The sequence below is a fragment of the Streptomyces sp. NPDC019224 genome (genome assembly GCF_040632605.1).
Classification (GTDB): domain Bacteria; phylum Actinomycetota; class Actinomycetes; order Streptomycetales; family Streptomycetaceae; genus Streptomyces.
The window spans coordinates 168,492-190,806 of the sequence record NZ_JBEYCF010000002.1 but is presented as its reverse complement, the minus strand read 5'-3'; the positions used below and the strand labels follow the sequence as shown (position 1 = coordinate 190,806).

Below are 22,315 nucleotides of genomic sequence, written 5' to 3'. Positions count from 1 at the left end.
CGATCATTCCTACGAGGAAGGCACGGCCGCCGCACTGTGAGGGACACACGAGAGAGCCGGCTGCTCCTGGTGCTGCTGATCGCCATCGCTTTCGCACTGATCACGGTGGACATCCGCGGCGGTGAGGCATCACCGGTGGACGGCGCCCGGCAGGCCGCCGCCACGGTCTTCGGACCCGTGGAGAACGGCGTGGCGTCGGCGGTCGACCCGGTGGGCAACGCCATAGGGGCGGTACGCGCCTCCGGCACCCGCCACGACAAGATCGCCGCGCTGGAGAAGCAGAACGCCGAGCTGAAGGCGAAGCTCGGCAGCGACGACCGCAACCGCAGCCGCGTCCGCCAGCTGGACGAGATGCTGAAGAAGTCGGCCACCGGCCAGTACGGCATCAAGGCCGCGGAGGTCATCGCCATAGGAGCGGCCCAGGGCTTCTCCTGGACGGTCACCATCGACGCGGGCACCAAGGACGGCGTCAAGCGCGACATGACCGTCCTCAACGGGGACGGGCTCGTCGGCCGCGTCACCACCGTCGGCCCGGAGACCGCCACGGTGCTCCTCGCCAACGACCCCGACTTCACCGTCGGCACCCGGATGGAGTCCACCGACGAACTCGGCTTCGCGACCGGACAGGGCTCCCGGCCGCTGGCGGTGCAGTTCCTGAACGGCAAGGCCAAGGTCAGGAAGGGCGACCGGCTCGTCACGTTCGGCTCCAGCAAGGACAAGCCGTTCGTGCCCGGCGTCCCGGTCGGCGAGGTCGTCCGCGTCGACCCGTCGGGCGGCGACCTCACCCGTACCGTCTACGTCCGCCCGTACGTCGGCTTCACCAAGCTCGACATCGTCGGCATCGTCGTCCAGGCCCCGCGCGAGGACCCCCGCGACATGGTCCTGCCGAAGAAGCCGAAGGCGCCCGCCAAGCCGAAGCCCACCCCGACCGTCACCGTCACCATCTCGCCCAACGGCGACATCGTCGACACCGAGGGCAACGTGGTCGGCAACATCCACGAGAGCCCCAGCCCCAGCCCCAGCGGGAACGCCACTCCGAACGCCGACAACGCGGTCAACGAACAGAGGTAGAGCTGATCCCCATGCACGTCAACCGGACCCTGCTCTCCATCGTTCTGGTCGTCTTCGCCCTCGTCGTCCAGGTCTCCGTCCTGGCCCGGCTCCAGCTCCCCGGCGCCGTGCCCGACCTGCTGCTCATGGTCGTCCTCGGCCTGGCCTTCGTGTACGGCCACGTCGCCGGCGCCCTCATCGGCTTCGGCGCGGGCCTCCTCGCCGACCTGGCGCCCCCGGCCGACCACGCCGCCGGGCGCTACGCCCTGGTCCTGTGCGTCATCGGCTACCTCGCGGGCCTCGCGCGGCCGGAGAACGGCCAGCTCAAGTCCGCCTTCCTGCCGATGGCCGTGGTCGTCGCGGCGGCGATCGGGTCGACCCTGCTGTACGCGGGCGTCGGCGCGCTCGTCGGCGACACGGCGGCCCGTCACGTGGGCCTCGGCAGCCTGCTGTTCACCGCCGCCGTCTACGACCTGCTCCTGGCGCCGTTCACCGTGCCGCTGATCATGGCCCTCGCCAGACGCACCGTGAACGACCCCGTCGCCGAGTCCTCGTCGGGCCGCGGCGACGTGGCGACCGGCTGGCTGGCGGCGGGCACCGGGCTGCGGATCGGCAGCCAGCGCGGCGGACTGCGCATGAAGGCGGCCCGCAACCGGGCGGCACGCGCCGGACGGATCAAGGGAGTCAAGCGACTGTGAGGCTGCATTCCGCCGGGCCCCGCCCCCGGACCACGACCGGGGGCGCCCCGTGAGCAACATCCCCGAGACGGGCCGGACCCAGCGCGTCCAGATCCGGCTCATCGTCATCCAGGTCCTCGTCTTCTCCCTGCTGCTCACTCTCGGCGGCCGCCTCTGGTACCTCCAGATCCGCAACGGCCAGGAGTACTCCGACGAGGCGAAGAACAACCACGTCCAGCAGGTCGTCCAGCCCGCCGCCCGCGGCTCCATCCTCGACGCGCGCGGCGTGCCCCTCGCCGACAACGAGACCCGCCTCGTCGTCTCCGCCAGCCGCACCGAGCTGATGAAGATGGACGACGACGGCAAGGCCGTGCTGACCCGGCTCGCCGACGTACTCGACATGAAGCCGAAGGACGTTTTCGACAAGGTCCGGCTCTGCGACGCCAAGACCCCGCAGCCCTGCTGGAACGGCTCGCCCTACCAGCCCATCCCGGTCACCGACGAGGCCACCACCCAGCAGGCCCTGACGATCCGCGAGCGCGCCGAGGACTTCCCGGGCGTCACCGCGGAGCCCACCGCAGTCCGCCGCTACCCGGCGCCCGGCAAGGCCAACACCGCCCAGGTCCTCGGCTACCTCTCGCCCGTCACCGACGAGGAGATCACCAAGGCCCAGGACACCGACTCGCCCTACCTGCGCTCCGACATGGTCGGCCGCTCCGGCCTGGAGCGCACGTACGACAAGGAACTGCGCGGCAAGGCGGGCGTCACCCGCTACGAGGTCGACAACCTCGGCCGGGTCATCGGCCAGGCCAAGAACGACGAGGCGGAGGCCGGCTCCAGCGTCGTCACCTCCATCGACGCCCGGGTCCAGGCCGTCGCCGAGTACGAACTCAACGACGCCATGAAGAAGGCCCGCCTGGAGTTCGACCACAACACCGGGGAGAACTACAAGGCCGACTCCGGCGCGGTCGTCGTCATGGAGGCCAAGACCGGCCGGGTCGTCGCCATGGCCTCCCTGCCCAACTACGACCCCAACGCCTGGGTCGGCGGCATCTCCGCCAAGGACTACGCCAAGCTCACCGGAAAGAAGTCCAACTTCCCGCTGCTGAACCGGGCCATCCAGGGCCAGGCCGCCCCCGGCTCCATCTTCAAGGTCATCTCCTCGACCGCCGCGGTCAACGCCGGATACCCCTTCGACGGCCACTACCCCTGCCCCAGCTCGTACTCCATCGGCGGGCAGACCTTCAAGAACTTCGAGTCCCAGGGCTACGGCGACATCACCATCGGCCGCGCCCTGGAGGTCTCCTGCGACACCGTGTACTACGGCATCGCGCACAAGGAGTGGGCGAAGGACGGCGGCAACAACCCGAAGAAGCACCCCAAGGACTGGTTCTACAAGACCGCCCACCAGTTCGGCCTCGGCAAGGAGACCGGCATCGACCTCCCCAACGAGGTCAGCGGCCGCGTCCCGGACCGCCAGTGGAAGAAGGACTTCGCCGAGGCCAACCACGACGCCTGGTGCAAGCAGGGCAAGAAGGGCGGCACGTACGTCGAGCAGATCGCCTACGAGAACTGCCTCGAAGGCGACAAGATGCGCGCCGGTGACTCCGTCAACTACTCCATCGGCCAGGGCGACACGCTCGTCACCCCGATCCAGATGGCCACCATCTACGCGGCCATCTCCAACGGCGGCACCCTCTACGACCCCACCGTCGGCAAGGCGATCGTCAGCGGCGACGGCAAGACCGTCCAGGAGATCGAGCCCAGCTCGCACGGCAAGCTGCCCTTCGACAAGAAGACGCGCAGCCAGATAGACGAAGCCCTCGCGGGTGTCGCGACCCGCGGTTCGGCCGCCTGGCGATTCGGCGGCTGGCCGCAGGACAAGATCCCGATGCACGCCAAGACGGGTACCGCCGAGGTCTACGGCAAGCAGACGACCTCCTGGTTTGCCACGTACACCAAGGACTACTCGATCGTCATGACGATCTCCCAGGGCGGTACGGGTTCCGGCGCCTCCGGGCCCGCCGTCCGCAACATCTACAACGCGCTGTACGGGCTCGACGCCACCGGTAAGCAGGACCTCAAGAAGGCCCTCCTGCCCACGCCCCAGAAGGGCCTGCCGAAGGTCCAGACGGACGGCACCATCGACGCCCCGAAGATCAAGCCCTACGACCCCGCCTCGCAGAAGCCGCCCACCGAGCAGACGCTCGCCGCGGTACTGGGGAGGCGCGACTGATGGCCGGATTCTCCGTCCAGCGCTACGCCCCCGACCGGTCCGTCTGGGGCCGGCTCACAGCACGCGACTCCGTGGTCCGCCGGCTCGACTGGCCGCTCCTCGGGTCGGCGCTCGCGCTCTCCTTCATCGGCTCGCTGCTGGTCTGGTCGGCGACCCGGGGACGCGACTCGCTGACCCACGGCGACCCGTACTACTTCCTCATCCGGCACGCCCTCAACACCGGCATCGGCATGGCGCTGATGATCGGCACGATCTGGCTCGGCCACCGCACGCTGCGCGGCGCGGTACCGGTCCTGTACGCCCTGTCCGTGGTCCTGGTGCTGGTGGTCCTCACCCCGCTGGGCGCCACCGTCAACGGCGCCCACGCCTGGATCCTGCTGCCCGGCGGGTTCTCCCTCCAGCCCTCCGAGTTCACCAAGATCACCATCATCCTGGGCATGGCGATGCTCCTCGCCGCCCGCGTCGACGCGGGCGACCAGGTCCACCCCGACCACCGCACCGTGGCCAAGGCCCTCGCCCTGGCGGCGCTCCCCATGGTGATCGTCATGGGGATGCCGGACCTCGGCTCCGTGATGGTCATGGTCGTCATCGTGCTCGGTGTGCTGCTCGCCTCCGGCGCGTCCAACCGCTGGGTCTTCGGACTCCTCGGCACGGGCGTGGCCGGGGCGCTCGCCATCTGGCAGCTCGGCCTGCTCGACGACTACCAGATCGCCCGCTTCGCCGCCTTCGCCAACCCGGCGCTCGACCCGGCCGGCGTCGGCTACAACACCAACCAGGCGCGCATCGCGATCGGCTCCGGCGGCCTGCACGGCACCGGCCTCTTCCAGGGCACCCAGACCACCGGCCAGTTCGTCCCCGAGCAGCAGACCGACTTCGTCTTCACGGTCGCCGGCGAGGAACTGGGCTTCCTCGGCGCCGGTCTCATCCTCGTCCTGCTCGGCGTCGTCCTGTGGCGCGCCTGCCGCATCGCCCGGGAGACCACCGAGCTGTACGGCACGGTCGTCGCCGCCGGGATCATCGCCTGGTTCGCCTTCCAGTCCTTCGAGAACATCGGCATGACGCTCGGCATCATGCCCGTCGCCGGACTCCCGCTGCCGTTCGTCTCCTACGGCGGCTCCTCGATGTTCGCCGTCTGGGTGGCCATCGGGCTGCTCCAGTCGATCCGGGTGCAACGACCGATAACGGCCTGAGCGGTCCACCGGCGGCGCGTTAGATTCGTTACATGGCGGACTCCAAGCGCGAGATCGAGCGGAAGTACGAAGCCACCGGCACCACCCGGCTGCCCGACCTGGGCCGGGTGGCCGGGGTCGCGGCCGTCGAGCACGAGGGCCTCATGGAACTCGACGCCGTCTACTACGACACCGAGGACCTGCGGCTCGCCGCCGGCGACGTCACCCTCCGCCGCCGCACCGGCGGCTCGGACGCCGGCTGGCACCTGAAACTCCCCGTCGCCCCGGGCGTCCGCGACGAGATCCGCGCCCCGCTCTCCGACACCGTGCCGGCCCGCCTCACCGCCCTGATCCGCTCCCGCGCCCTGGACGCCCCCGTCGTCCCCGTGGTCCGGCTGCGCTCCGCCCGCGACGTCCATGTGCTCACCGCCGCCGACGGCACCCCCCTGGCCGAACTCAGCGTCGACGAGGTCCGCGCACAGCGGCTGCACGGCGGCGACCGCACCGCGGCCTGGACCGAGATCGAGGTCGAGCTCGCCGACGACGGCGACCCCGCCTTCCTCGACACCGTCGACCACGCGCTGGACGAGGCCGGCATCCGGCCCTCCACCGCCCACTCCAAGCTGGCCCGCGCCCTGGAGGAGACGGCGGACGCCTCGGACACGCCCGACGAGGCGCCGCCCGCGGGGACCGCGCCCGCCGGCACCGCGCCCGCCGGCACCGCGCGACGCGACGCCGAGACCGCCCCGCGCACCGCGGGCGACCACGTCCTCGACTACGTACGCCGCCAGGCCGAGGCGATCACCGCACTCGACCCCGCCGTGCGCCGGGGGCTGCCCGACTCCGTGCACCAGACGCGCGTCGCCACCCGCCGGCTGCGCAGCGCCCTGCGCACGTACCGCCGCGTCCTGGACCCCGACGCCACCCGCCCGCTCCGCGCCGAGCTGAAGTGGCTCGCCGGGGAGCTGGGCGTCGACCGCGACCAGGAGGTCCTGGACGCCCGGCTGCGCGCCCGGCTCGACGAGCTGCCCCGCCCCCTGGTCATCGGCCCGGTCCGGGCGAGGCTACGGCTCTGGTCGGCCGCGGGCCGCGGCGGCTCGCGCCGGCGCACGACCGCCGTCCTGGACTCCGCGCGCTATCTCGGCGTGCTGCGGGCCCTGGACGCGCTGCTCGCCGCTCCGCCGCTGCTGCCCGGGGCCGCAGCCCCGCCCGGCGAGGAGTTGGCCCGTGCGGTCCGCAAGGACCACAAGCGCCTCGCCGGACGGATCGCGCACGCCCTGGACCTGCCGCCAGGCCCGGACCGCGACGCCGCCCTGCACGACGCCCGCAAGGCCGCCAAGCGGGCCAGGTACGCCGCGGAGGCAGCCCGCCCCGCCCTCGGGAAGCCCGCCAGGAAGGCGGCCAAGCGGCTCAAGGCCGTACAGAGCCTCCTCGGCGACCACCAGGACGGCGTGGTCGCCCGCCAGACCCTGCGCGCGCTCGCCGTACAGGCGCACGCGGCGGGGGAGCCGTCGTTCACCTGGGGACTGGTGTTCGGGCGGGAGGAGGCGGCCGCCGCCGCGACCCGGCGCGAGCTGCCCCGGGTGTGGCACCGGGCGCACCGGGCCCGCATCCGGCGGTCGTCCGGGAGCTGAGCGGGCGCACCGCGGCGGGCGCCGGGAAGCTGAGCAGCGAGGTACGCTGGATGGTCACCCCTGCCGGCTCTCGAAAGTTCGCGATGTCTGTCGATTCGGTCTTCCCACAGCTCGAAGCTCTGCTCCCGCATGTGCAGAAGCCCATCCAGTACGTCGGCGGTGAGCTGAACTCCACCGTCAAGCCGTGGGACGAGTGCGACGTCCGCTGGGCGCTGATGTACCCGGACGCGTACGAGGTCGGGCTGCCCAACCAGGGCGTCATGATCCTGTACGAGGTGCTCAACGAGCGCCAGGGCGTCCTCGCCGAGCGCACCTACAGCGTCTGGCCGGACCTCGAAGCGCTGATGCGCGAGCACGAGGTGCCGCAGTTCACCGTGGACAGCCACCGCCCGGTCAAGGCGTTCGACGTCTTCGGGCTCAGCTTCTCCACCGAGCTGGGCTACACCAACATGCTCACCGCCCTGGACCTGGCCGGCATCCCGCTGGCCGCGAAGGACCGGGACATCGACGACCCGATCGTGCTCGCGGGCGGCCACGCCGCGTTCAACCCGGAGCCGATCGCGGAGTTCATCGACTGCGCGGTCATCGGCGACGGCGAGCAGGCGGTCCTGGAGATCACCGAGATCATCCGCGCCTGGAAGGCCGAGGGCCGCCCCGGCGGCCGCGAGGAGGTGCTGTTCCGCCTCGCGAGGACGGGCGGCGTCTACGTCCCCGGCTTCTACGACGTGGAGTACCTCCCGGACGGCCGCATCGGCCGTGTCGTACCGAACAGGTCCGGCGTGCCGTGGCGGGTGTCCAAGCACACCGTCATGGACCTGGACGAGTGGCCCTACCCCAAGCAGCCCCTCGTTCCGCTCGCCGAGACCGTCCACGAGCGGATGTCCGTGGAGATCTTCCGCGGCTGCACCCGCGGCTGCCGTTTCTGCCAGGCCGGCATGATCACGCGCCCCGTGCGGGAGCGAAGCATCACCGGCATCGGCGAGATGGTGGAGAAGGGCCTCAAGGCGACCGGCTTCGAGGAGGTCGGCCTGCTCTCGCTGTCCTCCGCCGACCACACCGAGATCGGTGAGATCGCCAAGGGCCTCGCGGACCGCTACACCGACGACAAGATCGGCCTCTCGCTCCCGTCCACCCGCGTCGACGCGTTCAACGTGGACCTGGCCAACGAGCTGACCCGCAACGGGCGCCGCTCCGGCCTCACCTTCGCCCCCGAGGGCGGCTCCGAGCGCATGCGCAAGGTCATCAACAAGATGGTCTCGGAGGAGGACCTGATCCGCACGGTCGCCACCGCGTACGGCAACGGCTGGCGTCAGGTGAAGCTGTACTTCATGTGCGGACTGCCCACCGAGACCGACGAGGACGTCCTCCAGATCGGCGACATGGCGGTCAACGTGATCGCCAAGGGCCGCGAGGTCTCCGGGCAGAACGACATCCGCTGCACGGTCTCCATCGGCGGCTTCGTGCCCAAGCCGCACACGCCGTTCCAGTGGGCGCCGCAGCTCAGCGCCGAGGAGACGGACGCCCGTCTCGCCAAGCTCCGGGACAAGATCCGCGGCGACAAGAAGTACGGCCGCTCGATCGGCTTCCGCTACCACGACGGCAAGCCCGGCATCGTCGAGGGCCTGCTCTCGCGCGGCGACCGCCGGGTCGGCTCCGTCATCCGCGCGGTGTACGAGGCCGGCGGCCGGTTCGACGGCTGGCGCGAGTACTTCAGCTACGACCTGTGGATGAAGAGCGCCGAGGCGACCCTGCCGGAGTTCGGTGTGGACGTCGACTGGTACACCACCCGCGAGCGGACCTACGAGGAGGTCCTGCCCTGGGACCACCTGGACTCCGGCCTCGACAAGGACTGGCTCTGGGAGGACTGGCAGGACTCGCTCGACGAGACCGAGGTCGAGGACTGCCGCTGGACGCCGTGCTTCGATTGCGGGGTGTGCCCGCAGATGGACACCAGTATCCAGATCGGCCCGACCGGCAAGAAGCTGCTGCCGCTGACGGTCAAGAAGTAGCCGCGTACGGCCGCGGCGCGGCAGTCACCGGTCCGCCGGAGGCGCGGGGCCGGGGGTGTCGTCCTGCAGGCGAGTGAAGGTGATCGATGAGAGGCGTCGGGCCCACGTGGCCCGGCGCCTCTCACTCGTTGTGCGCGGCGGTTCCCGCCCGGGTGCCTGGCCTTTCCCGGCCGGTACCCACTTTTTTGTGGGTACTTGTCGGCGCCTCGGCGTGCGGCGAAGCTGATGGCGTGCGGTCGGCGCGGCGCCGGAGCGGGCGGAGTCCGGAAGGAGGGCGGTTCAGAGAGCCCGTTGGTCCTGTGCCGCGGCGAGTCTGTCGAGCCGGCTGTGGCCCCAGTTCTCCAGCGGAGCCAGAGCCTCGGACAGTTCGCGGCCGAACCGGGTCAGCGAGTAGACGGTCTTCAGGGGCAGCACGTCGTGCACCTCGCGGTGCACCAGCCCGTCGGTCTCCATCTCACGGAGGGCGTGGGTCAGCACCTTCTCGCTGAGGCCGGGAAGGCGCCGGCGTAGTTCGCCCGGGCGGTGCGGACCGGATTCCAGAGCCCAGAGCAGGGCGGTCTTCCACTTGCCATCGATCACCGCGATCGCGGCGGTCACTCCACACACGTTCACGTCCGTGGCACGGCTGCGCGTCATCGACGCCCCTTTCATTCGTATATGGCACAGAAAGAGAGCTGAGGCATGTCCTCGTACACCCAAGAGTCTGCCGTGACCGTGCTGGGGCTGGGCCCCATGGGCCGGGCGCTGGCGGGAGCCTTCCTGGACGCGGGGCTCCGGACGACCGTCTGGAACCGTACGCCGGGCAGGGACCGCGCCCTGGTGGAGCGCGGGGCGGTGGGAGCGGCGTCCGTCGCCGAGGCCGTCTCGGCGAGCGAGCTGACCGTGGTGTGCGTCGTGGACTACGACGCGTCGGACGCCGTCCTGCGCCACCCCGACGCGACCGCTGCCCTGAAGGGGCGGACCGTGCTGAACCTGACGGCGGACGTCCCCGACCGGGCACGGGACAGCGCGGCGTGGGCGGGCGAACACGGCATCACCTACCTGGACGGCGCGATCATGACCCCCACCGTCACCATCGGAACACCCGCCGCGGTGTTCCTGTACAGCGGCCCCGAGGAGGCGTACCGGAAGCACCGGTCCTCGCTGGCGGCCCTCGGTGGTACACAGACCCACCTGGGGGAGGAGATCGGCCGGGCGGCCGCCCACGACGTCGCCCTGCTCGACATCTTCTGGACGGCGATGGCGGGCTACGCCCACGCCCTGGCCGTGGCGCGGGCCGAGGGGGTCACCGCGCGGGAGCTGGCACCGTTCGCCAAGGGGATCGCCGAGATCCTTCCGCAGATCTTCGAAGCGGGCGCGGAGGACATGGCCACCGGGACCTTCTCCGGGGAGGGCAACGCGATCACGTCGGCGGTGTCCTCCATGGCCCACATCGTGCACGCCTCGGAGCGGCACGGCATCGACGCCGGCGTGATGCGTGCCGCGGAGGGGCAGGCCCGCCGCGTCATCGGACTCGGCCATGGTGCCGACGGGTTCATGAGGGTCGCCGACATGCTGGCACGCCAGGCACGTCCGGGCGGCGCCGGACAGAGCGCGGAGTAGGCCGGGCCGGCGCGCCGCTCCTTCCCGGGGCGCCGCGGTGGGCGCACCCCCGGCGTGTGACAGCTCGGTGACGAACGCCCGGCCGGGAAACCTCCCGGCCGGGCGTTGGCGTCATCGGGTGCATGGAACAGGGAAAGCACCGGGCGCCGGCGGAGTACGGCGCCCACCAGGCGCCCGCGCACTACCAGGGCGGTGACGGCTGCCTCACCACACTCGTCCGGATCCCCGTCCGGATCGTGGTGCTCCTCGTCGTCCTGCCGGTACGGATGGCGTGGGACGCCCTCGTCGTCACCGTCCGGGCCGCCGAACGGGTGCTGTTCCGGCCGCTCGGACGCGCCCTGGCCCGGCTGTTCGACGTGCTGGTGGTGATCCCGGCGCGGTGGCTGTGGCGGTACGTCTGCGTCCCGCTCGGGCAGGCGCTGGTGTGGCTGGCCCGGGCGGTGTTCGTCCGGCCGTGGGTGGCGCTGTGGCGCCACGTCGTGGTGCCCGTGGTGCGGTACGGGATCGTGGCGCCGCTCCAATGGGTGTACGCGCGTCTGCTCACCCCGTTCGGACACGCGCTGCGGTGGTTGTACCGGAAGGCGCTGGTCCCGGCCGCGCGGTGGCTGGGCGCCGCCCTGAAGTGGCTGCTCGGCGTGGTGTTCGTGCTGCCGGTCGTGTTCCTGTGGCGGTACGTCCTGGTGCCCGTCGGGCTCGCCGTGGCGTGGCTGGTCCGGTACCTCGTCGTGATCCCGCTCGTCTGGACGTACCGGCGGGTACTCACCCCGCTGGGCCACGGCATCGCCTGGGTGCTCGACCAGCTGATCCGGGGCGTCGAGGCCGTCTTCCGGGGGATCGGCGTCGCGCTGCGGTGGCTGGTCGTCGTGCTTCTGGTCACGCCCGTCGTCTGGGTGTACCGGCGTGTCCTGGCCCCGGTGGGCCGGGAGATCGCCGCCGCGCTCGGCGTCGCCTGGCGGGTCGCCGGGTATCTCTCCCGGGCGGCCGGCCGGGCCCTCGCCCGGCTCGCCCGCACCCTGATCGCCTCGCCCGCGCGGTGGGCGTACCGCACGGTGTGCGTCCCGGTCGGGCACGTCCTGCGCGATGCCCTCCTGGCCCCGGTCGGGCGGGCCCTGCGAGCGGTGGGCCGTACGACCCGGCAGACGCTGCGTTCGGCCCGTGAAACGGTCCGCCGTGCCAGGCGCGACGCCTGGCGCGCGCTGGCCGGCGGGCCCCCCGAACCCGAGCCCGGGGAACTCGGAAGCCCCCTTGCGCGTACTCTGGGTAGTGCAACGACTGTGCCCAGCGCGGCGCCCGGACCAGAGATCTCCCCGCTCCCGGAGAAATCCGCACAGCAGGGGTGAGCCGGTCCGGGTCCCCGGGCAACCCGCATTTCGAGGGCGGCGCGCCACCGCGCCCGCCCCGCACCGAGGAGAAGAACCACTGGGCAAGCGACAGCCCGAAGGCCCGCCGCCCGCACCGGCGGTGCAGCGCATCCGACTGCGCTACACCAAGCGCGGCCGCCTCCGGTTCACCAGCCACCGCGACTTCCAGCGTGCCTTCGAGCGGGCGCTGCGCCGTTCCCAGGTCCCCATGGCCTACTCGGCGGGCTTCACCCCCCACCCCAAGGTGTCGTACGCCAACGCAGCCCCCACCGGTACGGGCAGCGAGGCCGAGTTCCTGGAGATCGCCCTCACCGAAGCCCGTGACCCGGGCGTCCTGCGTGAGCTGCTCAACGACTCGATGCCGGACGGCCTGGACATCACGGACGCCGTCGAGGCCCGCACCCCGGGTCTCGCCGACCGGCTGACCGCCTCCGTCTGGGAGATCCGCCTGGACGGGGTGGCCCCGGAGGACGCGGAGAAGGCCGTGTCCGCCTTCAACGCGGCCGAGACCGTCGAGGTCGAGCGCCGTACGAAGAACGGCATGCGGGCCTTCGACGCCCGTTCCGCCGTGGTCGACCTCCGGACCGTCGATCTTCCGCCCGATAGGTCCGCCGACAGGGCCTGTGCGATACTGCGGCTGGTTGTTCGGCACGTGACACCTGCCGTACGGCCTGACGACGTCCTGTCCGGTCTCCGCGTTGTGGCCGACCTGGCGCCGCCGGTCCCCGCAGCGGTGACCAGGCTGGCGCAGGGGCTCTTCGACGAGGAGTCCGGCACGGTGACCGACCCGCTCGCGCCCGACCGCGAGGCAGCCCCGGCCGCATCAACCAAGGCCACCGGGACCGCCGTCGCGACGGCGCCGGAAGGTCCGGGTTCCGCGTAAGGCGGTCGTTGTAGCGCAGCCCTCGCGCTCGGGAGCCACCTGGGCCGGGCCGCGCGCTGACCCATAAGACTTTCGCCAGGCCGTCCGCACACCGCGGACGGAACCGGCGAGCCAGACATTCAGCTCCCGTGCGGCGCCCGCGCCCCGGACGGCGGTGCCGCGACCACCATGCGGACCGAGCCGGACCGGAACCAGGTGCGGCGCCCGGGAGCGCGACGGGAGAAACGCCCGCATGCCCCAGCCGAACGAATCCGGCACCGCCGGGAACGCAGAAGACAACAACACCCCCGGGGACAAGCTGCCGCCGCGCCGCAGGCGCCGCGCCGCCTCCCGCCCCGCCGGCCCGCCGTCGACAGGCGCTCAGGCCGCTGCCGACGCGCCGGCCATACCGGCTGTCGACGCCGGAGAGCCCGGTGCGAGCGCCGAGCAGGCCGCCGACACCGCGGCCCCGGCCCGCCCCCGCCGCCGCGCGGTCCGTAAGGCCACGGCCCCGGCAGGCGCCCCGCAGGCCGTCGAACCGGTCGAGATCGTGGAGCCCGCCCCGGCCGCCGAGCCGGTCACCGAGGAGCCCGTGGCCGAGGCGCCGCGGGCCCGCCGCCGTGCGGTCCGCAAGGCCACGTCCCCGGCCGGTGCGCCGAAGGCCGCCGAGGCGGCCGGGACCGAGGAGGAGGCCCCCGTGACGGAGAGCCCCGAGCCCGTCGCCGAGGCGCCGCGCGCCCGCCGCCGTGCGGTCCGCAAGGCCACGTCCCCCGCCGGTGCGCCCAAGGCCGCCGAGCCGGTCGAGATCGTCGAGGAGGCCCCCGTGGTGGAGAGCGCCGAGCAGGCCGCCGAGTCCGCGGCCCCGGCCCGCCCCCGTCGTCGCGCGGTCCGCAAGGCCACGGCCCCGGCCGGTGCGCCGAAGGCCGCCGAGCCGGTGGAGATCGCGGCGGAGGCCGCGCAGACCCCCGAGCCCGCCGTTGCCGAGGCCGTCGAGGCCCCGCGCGGCCGCACCCGTCGCAGGGCCTCCGCCCCGGCCGGTGCCCCGCAGGCCGCCTCCGTGGAGCCCGTCGACGAGATCGCCGACGAAGCGGAAGAGGCCGAGGAGACCGACGAGGTCACCGTGACGACGGAGGCCGCCGAACCGGCCGAGGTCGTCGAGGCGCCGCGTGGCCGCCGTCGCGCGACCCGCAGGGCGTCGTCTCCGGCCGGTGCGCCGAAGGCCGCCGAGGAGCAGCCCGCCGAGGTCCAGACCGGCGAGAGCCTGCCCGAGGCCGCCGTGGAGGAGCTGGCCGCCGAGCCCGTCGAGGTCGAGGAGGCCGCCCCGCGCGGCCGTCAGCGCCGCCGGGTCACCGCCGCCGCGGGCCGCCCCGAGTTCACCGCCAAGACTGAGGAGCCCGCGCGCCGCAGCCGCAGGGCCACCCGCCCGGCAGTCGCCGTCTTCCAGGCGCCGGTCTTCGCCGAGCCGATGTTCCAGACCCCGGAGACCGCGGCGGCCGCCGCCGCGGCCGCCTCGCACGAGGAGGAGCCCGAGGAGGAGATCGCCGCGGTCCAGGAGCCGGCCGCGCCCGCCGAGACCGCGTCGCAGGGCGGTTCGCGCCGCCGTCGCCGCCGTCGCGGTGAGGCCGCCGAGGCCGACACCACCGAGACCGTGACCGCCGCCCCGGCGCAGGAGCAGACCGAGGACGAGCAGGAGCCGGAGGACGCGGCCGACGCCGAGCAGGACGGCGAGGACACCGACGAGTACGGCGACCGTCCGTCGCGTCGCCGTCGCCGGGGCGGCCGTCGCCGTCGCCGGGGCGAGGCCGCCGATGACGAGGCCGCCGAGCCGCAGCACGCGGACGAGGCCGCCGAGGACGAGCGCGAGGCCGTGCAGGAGCCCGAGGACGAGGGCGACGAGGAGCACGACGAGCACGACGCCGCCTCCGGCACGAGCAGCAGCCGCCGTCGCCGTCGCCGCCGTCGTCGCAGCGGTGACTCCGTGCCCGAGGCCGAGAGCGGCTCGGACGACCCGGAGCGTACGGTCGTCAAGGTCCGCGAGCCCCGCAAGAAGGAGGAGCGGGAGCCCGGCACCGGTTTCGACGAGGTCCAGTCCATCAAGGGCTCGACCCGCATGGAGGCCAAGAAGCAGCGCCGCCGCGAGGGACGCGAGCAGGGCCGCCGCCGGGTGCCGATCATCACCGAGGCGGAGTTCCTGGCGCGCCGCGAGGCCGTCGAGCGCGTCATGGTCGTCCGCCAGAGCGGTGAGCGCACCCAGATCGGCGTCCTCGAGGACAACGTGCTCGTCGAGCACTACGTCAACAAGGAGCAGGCCACCAGCTACGTCGGCAACGTCTACCTGGGCAAGGTCCAGAACGTGCTGCCGTCCATGGAGGCCGCGTTCGTCGACATCGGCAAGGGCCGCAACGCCGTCCTGTACGCCGGTGAGGTCAACTTCGAGGCGCTCGGCATGGCCCACGGGCCGCGCCGTATCGAGACCGCGCTGAAGTCCGGCCAGTCCGTCCTGGTCCAGGTCACCAAGGACCCGATCGGCCACAAGGGCGCCCGCCTGACCAGCCAGGTCTCGCTGCCCGGCCGCTACCTGGTCTACGTGCCCGAGGGCTCGATGACGGGGATCAGCCGCAAGCTGCCCGACACCGAGCGCGCCCGGCTCAAGGCCATCCTCAGGAAGATCGTCCCCGAGGACGCGGGCGTCATCGTGCGTACCGCCGCCGAGGGTGCGAGCGAGGACGAGCTGCGCCGTGACGTCGAGCGGCTGCAGCAGCAGTGGGAGGACATCCAGAAGAAGTCGAAGAGCACCGGCAGCTCCAGCGCGCCGACGCTCCTGTACGGCGAGCCGGACATGACCGTCCGGGTCGTCCGCGACATCTTCAACGAGGACTTCTCCAAGGTCATCGTCAGCGGCGACGAGGCGTGGGAGACCATTCACGGATACGTCTCGCACGTGGCGCCGGACCTGACGGACCGGCTGTCGCGGTGGACCTCCGAGGTCGACATCTTCGCGACGTACCGGATCGACGAGCAGCTCATGAAGGCGCTGGACCGCAAGGTCTACCTGCCGAGCGGCGGCTCGCTGGTGATCGACAAGACCGAGGCGATGGTCGTCGTCGACGTCAACACCGGCAAGTTCACCGGCCAGGGCGGCAACCTGGAAGAGACCGTCACCAAGAACAACCTGGAGGCGGCCGAGGAGATCGTGCGCCAGCTGCGGCTGCGCGACCTCGGCGGCATCGTGGTCGTCGACTTCATCGACATGGTGCTGGAGTCCAACCGGGACCTGGTGCTGCGGCGTCTGCTGGAGTGCCTGGGCCGTGACCGTACGAAGCACCAGGTTGCCGAGGTCACTTCGCTGGGCCTGGTCCAGATGACCCGTAAGCGGGTGGGCCAGGGGCTGCTGGAGTCCTTCTCCGAGACCTGCGTCCATTGCAACGGCCGCGGTGTGATCGTCCACATGGAGCAGCCCACCTCGGTGGGCGGCGGTGGCGGTGGCAAGCGCTCCAAGAAGCGCCGCGGCGGTGCCGGCCAGGACCACGACCACGGCCACGAGCACGTCGCCGAGGTGGAGCCGGAGACCGAGACCGAGGCCGAGGTGGCCGCGGAGGTCGCCGCGCCGGTGGCCCTGCCCGAGCCGGAGTTCGTCCCGGACGAGGAGCTGTACAGCAGCGCGGCCGAGGCCGAGGCGGCCGCCGCGCGCGGCCGTGGCCGCCGCCGGGCCACCCGTAAGGCGTCGGCCCCGGCCGGCGCGCCGAAGTCCGCCCCCGCCCCGGTGGAGGAGGCCGTGGCCGAGCCGGTCGCGGAGCCGGAGCCCGTGGTGGCCCCGGAGCCGGCGGCCGAGGCGCCTCAGGGCCGCACGCGCCGCCGGGCGACCCGCAAGGCGACCGCCCCGGCGGGGTCGCCGGCCCCGGCCGACGCGGTCGTGTCCACGCCGGCCGCGGCGGAGCCGGCCGAGCTCGCGCCGGCCGTGGTCGAGGAGCCGGTCCCCGGCCCCGACCCGGTCGCCGCCGAGGACCCGGTCGTCGAGGCGTCGCACGCCGAGGCCCCGGCCGAGGAGCCGGCCGCGCCGCCGCGTGTCCGGCGCCGTGCCACCCGCAAGGCCAGCGCGCCCGCCGGTTCGCCCGCGGGGGCCGAGGAGGCCGCGGTGGTCGTGGTGGAGGCTCCGGTGGCGGAGGCCGAGCCCGAGGCGGCTCCGGCCAAGAAGGCGGCCCGCAAGACCGCCAAGAAGGCCACGGCCAAGAAGGCGGCCGTCAAGAAGACCGCGGCCAAGAAGACGGCCGCGAAGAAGACGACGGCCAAGAAGGCGGCGGCGAAGAAGACGGTGGCGGCGGAGCAGACCGCCTCGCCCGTCGCGGCCACGGCCGACGAGGCCTGACCCGCCTCGCGCCGTGACGACGCGGTCCGGCCGGCCCCGCCCCGGGGCCGGCGGGCCGCGTCGCGGCGCCGGGCCGCTCCCGCCCCCGACACGAAAGCCCCCCATGCGCAAGATCCAGAAGGCCGTCATACCGGCCGCCGGGCTCGGTACCCGGTTCCTGCCGGCGACGAAGGCGACTCCCAAGGAGATGCTGCCGGTCGTCGACAAGCCGGCGATCCAGTACGTCGTGGAGGAGGCCGCCGCCGCGGGGCTGAGCGATGTGCTGATGATCACGGGGCGCAACAAGCGGGCGCTGGAGGACCACTTCGACCGGAACTACGAGCTGGAGTCGGCGCTGACCCGTAAGGGCGACGCGGAGCGGCTGGTCCGGGTCCAGGAGTCGAGCGACCTCGCGACCATGCACTACGTCCGCCAGGGCGATCCGCGCGGCCTCGGCCACGCCGTCCTGTGCGCGGAGCCCCATGTGGGGGACGAGCCGTTCGCGGTGCTGCTCGGCGACGACCTGATCGACCCGCGCGACCCGCTGCTGACCCGGATGACCGGGATCCGGGAGCGCGAGGGCGGCAGCGTCGTCGCGCTGATGGAGGTGGCGCCCGAACAGAGCCACCTCTACGGGTGCGCGGCGGTGGAGCCCACCGCGGACGGCGACGTCGTCCGGGTGACCGGCCTGGTCGAGAAGCCGGAGCCGGGCGACGCCCCCAGCAATCTGGCGGTCATCGGCCGATACGTCCTCGACCCCGCCGTCTTCGACGTGCTGCGCGAGACCGAGCCGGGCCGGGGCGGTGAGATCCAGCTGACCGACGCGCTGCAGCAGCTGGCCGCCGACGAGAAGCTCGGCGGTCCGGTGCACGGCGTGGTCTTCCGGGGCCGCCGTTACGACACCGGTGACCGCGGCGACTATCTGCGGGCCATCGTCCGTCTCGCCTGCGAGCGGGAGGACCTGGGCCCGGACTTCCGCACCTGGCTGCGCGGCTACGTAGCGGCCGAACTCTGACCCCGCCGCGGGCCGCCCGCCATCCCGGACACCCGCACCACCACTCCGTACCAAGGACCAAGGAGAACCCCATGATCGGCATGATTCTGGCGGCCGGCGCCGGCCGCCGTCTGCGCCCCTACACCGACACGCTTCCCAAGGCCCTGGTGCCCGTCGGCCCCGAGGGCGACGAGGAGAGCCTGACCGTCGTCGACCTGACGCTCGGCAACTTCGCCGAGGTCGGCCTGACCGAGGTCGCGATCATCGTGGGCTACCGCAAGGAGGCCCTGTACGAGCGCAAGGCGGCGCTGGAGGCCAAGTACGGCGTCAGCATCACGCTGATCGACAACGACAAGGCCGAGGAGTGGAACAACGCCTACTCCCTGTGGTGCGGCCGGGACGCCCTCAAGGACGGGGTCATCCTCGCCAACGGCGACACCGTGCACCCGGTCTCCGTCGAGAAGACGCTGCTGGCCGCGCGCGGCGACGGCAAGAAGATCATCCTCGCCCTCGACACGGTGAAGAAGCTCGCCGACGAGGAGATGAAGGTCGTCGTCGACCCGGCCGAGGGCGTCCGGCGGATCACCAAGCTGATGGACCCGGCCGAGGCCACCGGCGAGTACATCGGCGTCACGCTCATCGAGGGCGAGGCGGCCGGCGAGCTGGCCGACGCGCTCAAGGCGACGTTCGAGCGCGACCCGGACCTCTACTACGAGGACGGCTACCAGGAGCTCGTCAACCGCGGCTTCAAGGTCGACGTGGAGCCGATCGGCGACGTCAAGTGGGTCGAGATCGACAACCACGAGGACCTGGCCAAGGGCAGGAAGATCGCGTGCCAGTACTGACCCGGCTGATACCCGCGCCGGTCGTCGTCGACATCCGGGCCGGGGCTCTCGCGGATCTGGCGGGTGTCCTCGCCGATCAGCGGATCTCCGGCTCGGGCAAGCTGGCGGTCGCGATCAGCGGGGGTTCCGGCCGGGCGCTGCGGGAACGGCTCTCGGACAGCCTGCCGGGCGCCTCCTGGTTCGAGGTGGGCGGCGGCACGCTGAACGACGCGGTCAAGCTCGCCGAGGCCATGAAGTCGGAGCGGTACGACGCCGTGGTGGGCCTCGGCGGCGGCAAGATCATCGACTGCGCCAAGTTCGCCGCGGCGCGCGTCGGGCTGCCCCTGGTCGCCGTGGCGACGAACCTGTCCCACGACGGGCTGTGCTCCCCGGTGGCGACGCTGGACAACGACGCGGGCCGCGGCTCGTACGGCGTGCCGAACCCGATCGCCGTGGTCATCGACCTCGACGTCATCCGCGAGGCCCCCGCCCGCTTCGTGCGGTCCGGCATCGGGGACGCGCTCTCCAACATCTCCGCCGTCGCGGACTGGGAGCTGGCCCACCGGGTCAACGGCGAGGACATCGACGGTCTGGCCGCCGCGATGGCCCGGCAGGCCGGTGAGGCCGTGCTGCGCCACCCCGGCGGCCTGGACGACGACGCGTTCCTCCAGGTGCTGGCCGAGGGCCTGGTGCTCACCGGGATCTCGATGTCGGTGGCCGGCGACAGCCGCCCGGCCTCCGGCGCCTGCCACGAGATCAACCACGCGTTCGACCTGCTCTTCCCGCAGCGGGCCGCCAGCCACGGCGAGCAGTGCGGGCTGGGCGCGGCGTTCGCCATGCATCTGCGCGGCGCCGTCCAGGAGTCCGTCCGGATGACCGAGGTGCTGCGGCGCCACGGGCTGCCGGTGACCGCCGAGGACATGGGCTTCGACGTGGACGAGTTCGTACGGGTGGTCGCGTTCGCGCCGGGGACCCGGCCGGGCCGGTACACGATCCTGGAGCACCTGAACCTGTCCGAGGACGGGATCAGGGACGCGTACGCCGAGTACGTCAGGAGCGCCGCGGCCTGAGGGGAACCGGGCCCGGTTTGACCGGCTGTGCGGGGCCCCGTAGCCTTGACCGTCGGCGTTTGTTCGCCACACCTCTGAGCACCGACCTCCCGCTCGCACGGGAGAGGCCGCTCGTCCACTCCGGATCGTCATGGGTCTCCGGGCCCGTGTGAGCGGCTGGCATCAGAGGTTTCCGCTTCGAGTGAGAGTGAGATCCGCGTGTACGCCATCGTGCGCAGCGGTGGTCGCCAGCACAAGGTTGCTGTCGGCGACATCGTTGAGGTTGACAAGATTTCCACCGCCAAGGTTGGCGACACGGTAGAGCTCTCTACCCTGCTCGTTGTCGACGGCGACGCCGTGACCAGCGACCCGTGGGTGCTGGACGGCATCAAGGTCCAGGCCGAGGTCGTGGACCACCACAAGGGCGCGAAGATCGACATCCTTCGCTACAAGAACAAGACCGGCTACCGCCGTCGCCAGGGTCACCGTCAGCAGTACACGGCGATCAAGGTCACCGGTATTCCCGCGGCTGCGAAGTAAGGGACTGAGAACACATGGCACACAAGAAGGGCGCATCGTCCACCCGGAACGGGCGCGATTCCAATGCTCAGCGGCTCGGCGTGAAGCGCTTCGGCGGTCAGGCCGTCAACGCCGGTGAGATCCTGGTCCGCCAGCGCGGCACCCACTTCCACCCGGGCACGGGCGTCGGCCGTGGCGGCGACGACACGCTGTTCGCCCTCGCCGCCGGTGCGGTCGAGTTCGGCACGCACCGTGGCCGCAAGGTCGTGAACATCGTTCCGATCGCCGGCTGAATTCCCGGCGCTCGTCGAGCGGTATGACGTGGAGGCGGACCTCACTTCCTGTTAGGGAAGTGGGTCCGCCTTTCGCGTGTTGTCCCCAGAGGGGCTGCCCGGTGTGATCCGCCGGACGGCTCCACGGGGACGAGCGAGATTTTTCCGCAGGTATGCAACTGGAGGTTCCACCCATGACCACCTTCGTGGACCGCGTCGAACTGCATGTCGCCGCGGGTAACGGAGGCCACGGCTGTGCCTCCGTTCACCGTGAGAAGTTCAAGCCGCTCGGCGGCCCGGACGGCGGCAACGGCGGCCGCGGCGGCGATGTGACCCTGGTCGTCGACCAGTCCGTCACCACGCTCCTCGACTACCACCACCACCCCCACCGCAAGGCCACCAACGGCCAGCCCGGCGCCGGCGACAACCGCACCGGCAAGGAGGGCCAGGACCTGGTCCTGCCCGTCCCGGACGGCACCGTCGTCCTCGACCGCCAGGGCAACGTGCTCGCCGACCTCGTCGGCCAGGGCACCGCCTTCGTCGCCGGTCAGGGCGGCCGCGGCGGCCTCGGCAACGCGGCGCTGGCCTCCGCCCGCCGCAAGGCCCCCGGCTTCGCGCTGCTGGGCGAGCCCGGCGAGGCGCGGGACATCGTCCTGGAGCTGAAGACCGTCGCGGACGTGGCCCTGGTGGGCTACCCGAGCGCCGGCAAGTCCTCGCTGATCTCGGTCCTGTCGGCCGCCAAGCCGAAGATCGCGGACTACCCGTTCACCACCCTCGTCCCGAACCTGGGCGTGGTCACCGCGGGCAGCACCGTCTACACCATCGCCGACGTGCCCGGCCTGATCCCGGGCGCCAGCCAGGGCAAGGGTCTCGGCCTGGAGTTCCTGCGCCACGTCGAGCGCTGCTCGGTGCTCGTCCACGTACTGGACACGGCGACGCTGGAGTCCGACCGCGACCCGGTCTCCGACCTCGACATGATCGAGGAGGAGCTGAAGCTGTACGGGGGGCTCGAGGACCGGCCCCGCATCGTCGTCCTCAACAAGATCGACGTTCCGGACGGCCGGGACCTCGCGGAGATGATCCGCCCCGATCTGGAGGCGCGCGGCTACCGCGTCTTCGAGGCGTCCGCCGTCGCCAGGACCGGGCTCAAGGAGCTGTCGTTCGCCCTGGCCGGCATCATCGCCGAGGCGCGCGCCGCCAAGCCGGTGGAGGAGGCCACCCGCATCGTCATCCGGCCCAAGGCCGTGGACGACACCGGGTTCACCGTCACCCTGGAGGAGGACGGCATCTACCGGGTGCGCGGCGAGAAGCCGGAGCGCTGGGTGCGCCAGACCGACTTCAACAACGACGAGGCCGTCGGCTACCTCGCGGACCGGCTGAACCGGCTGGGCGTCGAGGACGAGCTGCGCAAGGCCGGGGCCCGGGCGGGTGACGGCGTGGCGATCGGCGCCGAGGACAACGCGGTCGTCTTCGACTGGGAGCCGACCGTGTCGGCCGGTGCGGAGATGCTCGGCCGCCGCGGCGAGGACCACCGCCTGGAGGCGCCGCGTCCGGCCACCCAGCGCCGCCGCGACCGCGAGGCCGAGCGCGACGAGGCCGTCAAGGAGTACCAGGAGTTCGACCCGTTCGCGTAGGCGGGTGATGCTTCCGAAACGACCGCGGTCCCGGCCCCCTTTCCGTGAGGGGGCCGGGACCGCGGTCGTTTCCGGGGC

General features: G+C 72.4%; 17 protein-coding genes. 16 read left to right on the top strand and 1 reads right to left on the bottom strand.

Annotated elements, in window-relative coordinates:
• The first annotated feature begins 36 nt into the window (after positions 1-36).
• The 6 genes from mreC (at position 37) to ABZ564_RS02295 (ending at position 8,775) form a co-directional block, all read left to right on the top strand.
• On the top strand, positions 37-1,071 hold the full coding sequence (gene mreC, locus ABZ564_RS02320) for a rod shape-determining protein MreC (RefSeq protein WP_360848105.1): 1,035 nt from the start codon (positions 37-39) through the stop codon (positions 1,069-1,071).
• Between the two features lie 11 nt (positions 1,072-1,082).
• On the top strand, positions 1,083-1,748 hold the full coding sequence (gene mreD, locus ABZ564_RS02315; RefSeq protein ID WP_360848102.1) for a rod shape-determining protein MreD: 666 nt from the start codon (positions 1,083-1,085) through the stop codon (positions 1,746-1,748).
• A 49-nt stretch (positions 1,749-1,797) separates the two neighbouring features.
• On the top strand, positions 1,798-3,963 hold the full coding sequence (gene mrdA, locus ABZ564_RS02310) for a penicillin-binding protein 2 (RefSeq protein WP_360848099.1): 2,166 nt from the start codon (positions 1,798-1,800) through the stop codon (positions 3,961-3,963).
• Positions 3,963-5,153 (top strand): rod shape-determining protein RodA, encoded by a 1,191-nt coding sequence (gene rodA / locus ABZ564_RS02305; protein WP_360848096.1) that lies wholly within the window; start codon positions 3,963-3,965, stop codon positions 5,151-5,153. The genes mrdA and rodA overlap by 1 nt, the downstream gene beginning before the upstream one ends.
• Positions 5,154-5,185: 32 nt before the next feature.
• The gene (locus ABZ564_RS02300; RefSeq protein ID WP_360848093.1) at positions 5,186-6,766 is read left to right on the top strand and encodes a CYTH and CHAD domain-containing protein; all 1,581 of its coding nucleotides are present in this window, start codon (positions 5,186-5,188) and stop codon (positions 6,764-6,766) included.
• Positions 6,767-6,849: 83 nt separating this feature from the next.
• The gene (locus tag ABZ564_RS02295) at positions 6,850-8,775 is read left to right on the top strand and encodes a TIGR03960 family B12-binding radical SAM protein (RefSeq protein WP_360848090.1); all 1,926 of its coding nucleotides are present in this window, start codon (positions 6,850-6,852) and stop codon (positions 8,773-8,775) included.
• Between the two features lie 279 nt (positions 8,776-9,054).
• Here the strand turns inward: ABZ564_RS02295 and ABZ564_RS02290 are convergent, their stop codons facing one another.
• Entirely contained in the window at positions 9,055-9,411 is a 357-nt protein-coding gene (locus ABZ564_RS02290; RefSeq protein ID WP_360848087.1) for a helix-turn-helix domain-containing protein, read from the bottom strand.
• Positions 9,412-9,456: 45 nt separating this feature from the next.
• Here ABZ564_RS02290 and ABZ564_RS02285 point away from each other — a divergent pair, with 45 nt between their 5' ends.
• The 10 genes from ABZ564_RS02285 (at position 9,457) to obgE (ending at position 22,237) form a co-directional block, all read left to right on the top strand.
• On the top strand, positions 9,457-10,377 hold the full coding sequence (locus ABZ564_RS02285; RefSeq protein WP_360848084.1) for an NAD(P)-binding domain-containing protein: 921 nt from the start codon (positions 9,457-9,459) through the stop codon (positions 10,375-10,377).
• Positions 10,378-10,499: 122 nt separating this feature from the next.
• Positions 10,500-11,717: a hypothetical protein gene (locus tag ABZ564_RS02280; RefSeq protein WP_360848081.1), complete on the top strand. Its 1,218-nt coding sequence runs from the start codon at positions 10,500-10,502 to the stop codon at positions 11,715-11,717.
• 121 nt (positions 11,718-11,838) lie between these two features.
• A complete protein-coding gene (locus tag ABZ564_RS02275) occupies positions 11,839-12,621 on the top strand; it encodes a TIGR03936 family radical SAM-associated protein (RefSeq protein ID WP_360848078.1) in 783 nt (260 codons plus the stop codon).
• Positions 12,622-12,853: 232 nt separating this feature from the next.
• A complete protein-coding gene (locus ABZ564_RS02270) occupies positions 12,854-16,966 on the top strand; it encodes an Rne/Rng family ribonuclease (RefSeq protein ID WP_360848075.1) in 4,113 nt (1,370 codons plus the stop codon).
• 103 nt (positions 16,967-17,069) lie between these two features.
• Positions 17,070-17,960, top strand: a complete 891-nt coding sequence (gene galU / locus ABZ564_RS02265; protein ID WP_360848072.1) for a UTP--glucose-1-phosphate uridylyltransferase GalU — start codon at positions 17,070-17,072, stop codon at positions 17,958-17,960.
• A 71-nt stretch (positions 17,961-18,031) separates the two neighbouring features.
• A complete protein-coding gene (locus ABZ564_RS02260; protein WP_360848069.1) occupies positions 18,032-18,784 on the top strand; it encodes a phosphocholine cytidylyltransferase family protein in 753 nt (250 codons plus the stop codon).
• A complete protein-coding gene (locus ABZ564_RS02255; protein ID WP_360848066.1) occupies positions 18,772-19,833 on the top strand; it encodes an iron-containing alcohol dehydrogenase family protein in 1,062 nt (353 codons plus the stop codon). The genes ABZ564_RS02260 and ABZ564_RS02255 overlap by 13 nt, the downstream gene beginning before the upstream one ends.
• Before the next feature lie 198 nt (positions 19,834-20,031).
• A complete protein-coding gene (gene rplU / locus ABZ564_RS02250) occupies positions 20,032-20,352 on the top strand; it encodes a 50S ribosomal protein L21 (protein WP_014045903.1) in 321 nt (106 codons plus the stop codon).
• Positions 20,353-20,366: 14 nt separating this feature from the next.
• Complete coding sequence (gene rpmA, locus ABZ564_RS02245) at positions 20,367-20,624, top strand: 50S ribosomal protein L27 (protein WP_018103204.1); 258 nt, start codon at positions 20,367-20,369, stop codon at positions 20,622-20,624.
• A gap of 173 nt (positions 20,625-20,797) precedes the next feature.
• Positions 20,798-22,237, top strand: coding sequence for a GTPase ObgE (gene obgE, locus ABZ564_RS02240; RefSeq protein WP_360848062.1), 1,440 nt, complete (start codon positions 20,798-20,800; stop codon positions 22,235-22,237).
• The last annotated feature ends 78 nt before the right edge of the window (positions 22,238-22,315 follow it).

Excerpts from the sequence above, each read along its gene's own strand:
- mreD (WP_360848102.1), top strand. The coding sequence starts at position 1,083 with ATGCACGTCAACCGGACCCTGCTCTCCATCGTTCTGGTCGTCTTCGCC.
- rodA (WP_360848096.1), top strand. The coding sequence starts at position 3,963 with ATGGCCGGATTCTCCGTCCAGCGCTACGCCCCCGACCGGTCCGTCTGG.
- ABZ564_RS02300 (WP_360848093.1), top strand. The coding sequence starts at position 5,186 with ATGGCGGACTCCAAGCGCGAGATCGAGCGGAAGTACGAAGCCACCGGC.
- ABZ564_RS02295 (WP_360848090.1), top strand. The coding sequence starts at position 6,850 with ATGTCTGTCGATTCGGTCTTCCCACAGCTCGAAGCTCTGCTCCCGCAT.
- ABZ564_RS02290 (WP_360848087.1), bottom strand. The coding sequence starts at position 9,411 with ATGACGCGCAGCCGTGCCACGGACGTGAACGTGTGTGGAGTGACCGCC.
- ABZ564_RS02285 (WP_360848084.1), top strand. The coding sequence starts at position 9,457 with ATGTCCTCGTACACCCAAGAGTCTGCCGTGACCGTGCTGGGGCTGGGC.
- ABZ564_RS02280 (WP_360848081.1), top strand. The coding sequence starts at position 10,500 with ATGGAACAGGGAAAGCACCGGGCGCCGGCGGAGTACGGCGCCCACCAG.
- ABZ564_RS02270 (WP_360848075.1), top strand. The coding sequence starts at position 12,854 with ATGCCCCAGCCGAACGAATCCGGCACCGCCGGGAACGCAGAAGACAAC.
- galU (WP_360848072.1), top strand. The coding sequence starts at position 17,070 with ATGCGCAAGATCCAGAAGGCCGTCATACCGGCCGCCGGGCTCGGTACC.
- ABZ564_RS02260 (WP_360848069.1), top strand. The coding sequence starts at position 18,032 with ATGATCGGCATGATTCTGGCGGCCGGCGCCGGCCGCCGTCTGCGCCCC.
- rpmA (WP_018103204.1), top strand. The coding sequence starts at position 20,367 with ATGGCACACAAGAAGGGCGCATCGTCCACCCGGAACGGGCGCGATTCC.
- obgE (WP_360848062.1), top strand. The coding sequence starts at position 20,798 with ATGACCACCTTCGTGGACCGCGTCGAACTGCATGTCGCCGCGGGTAAC.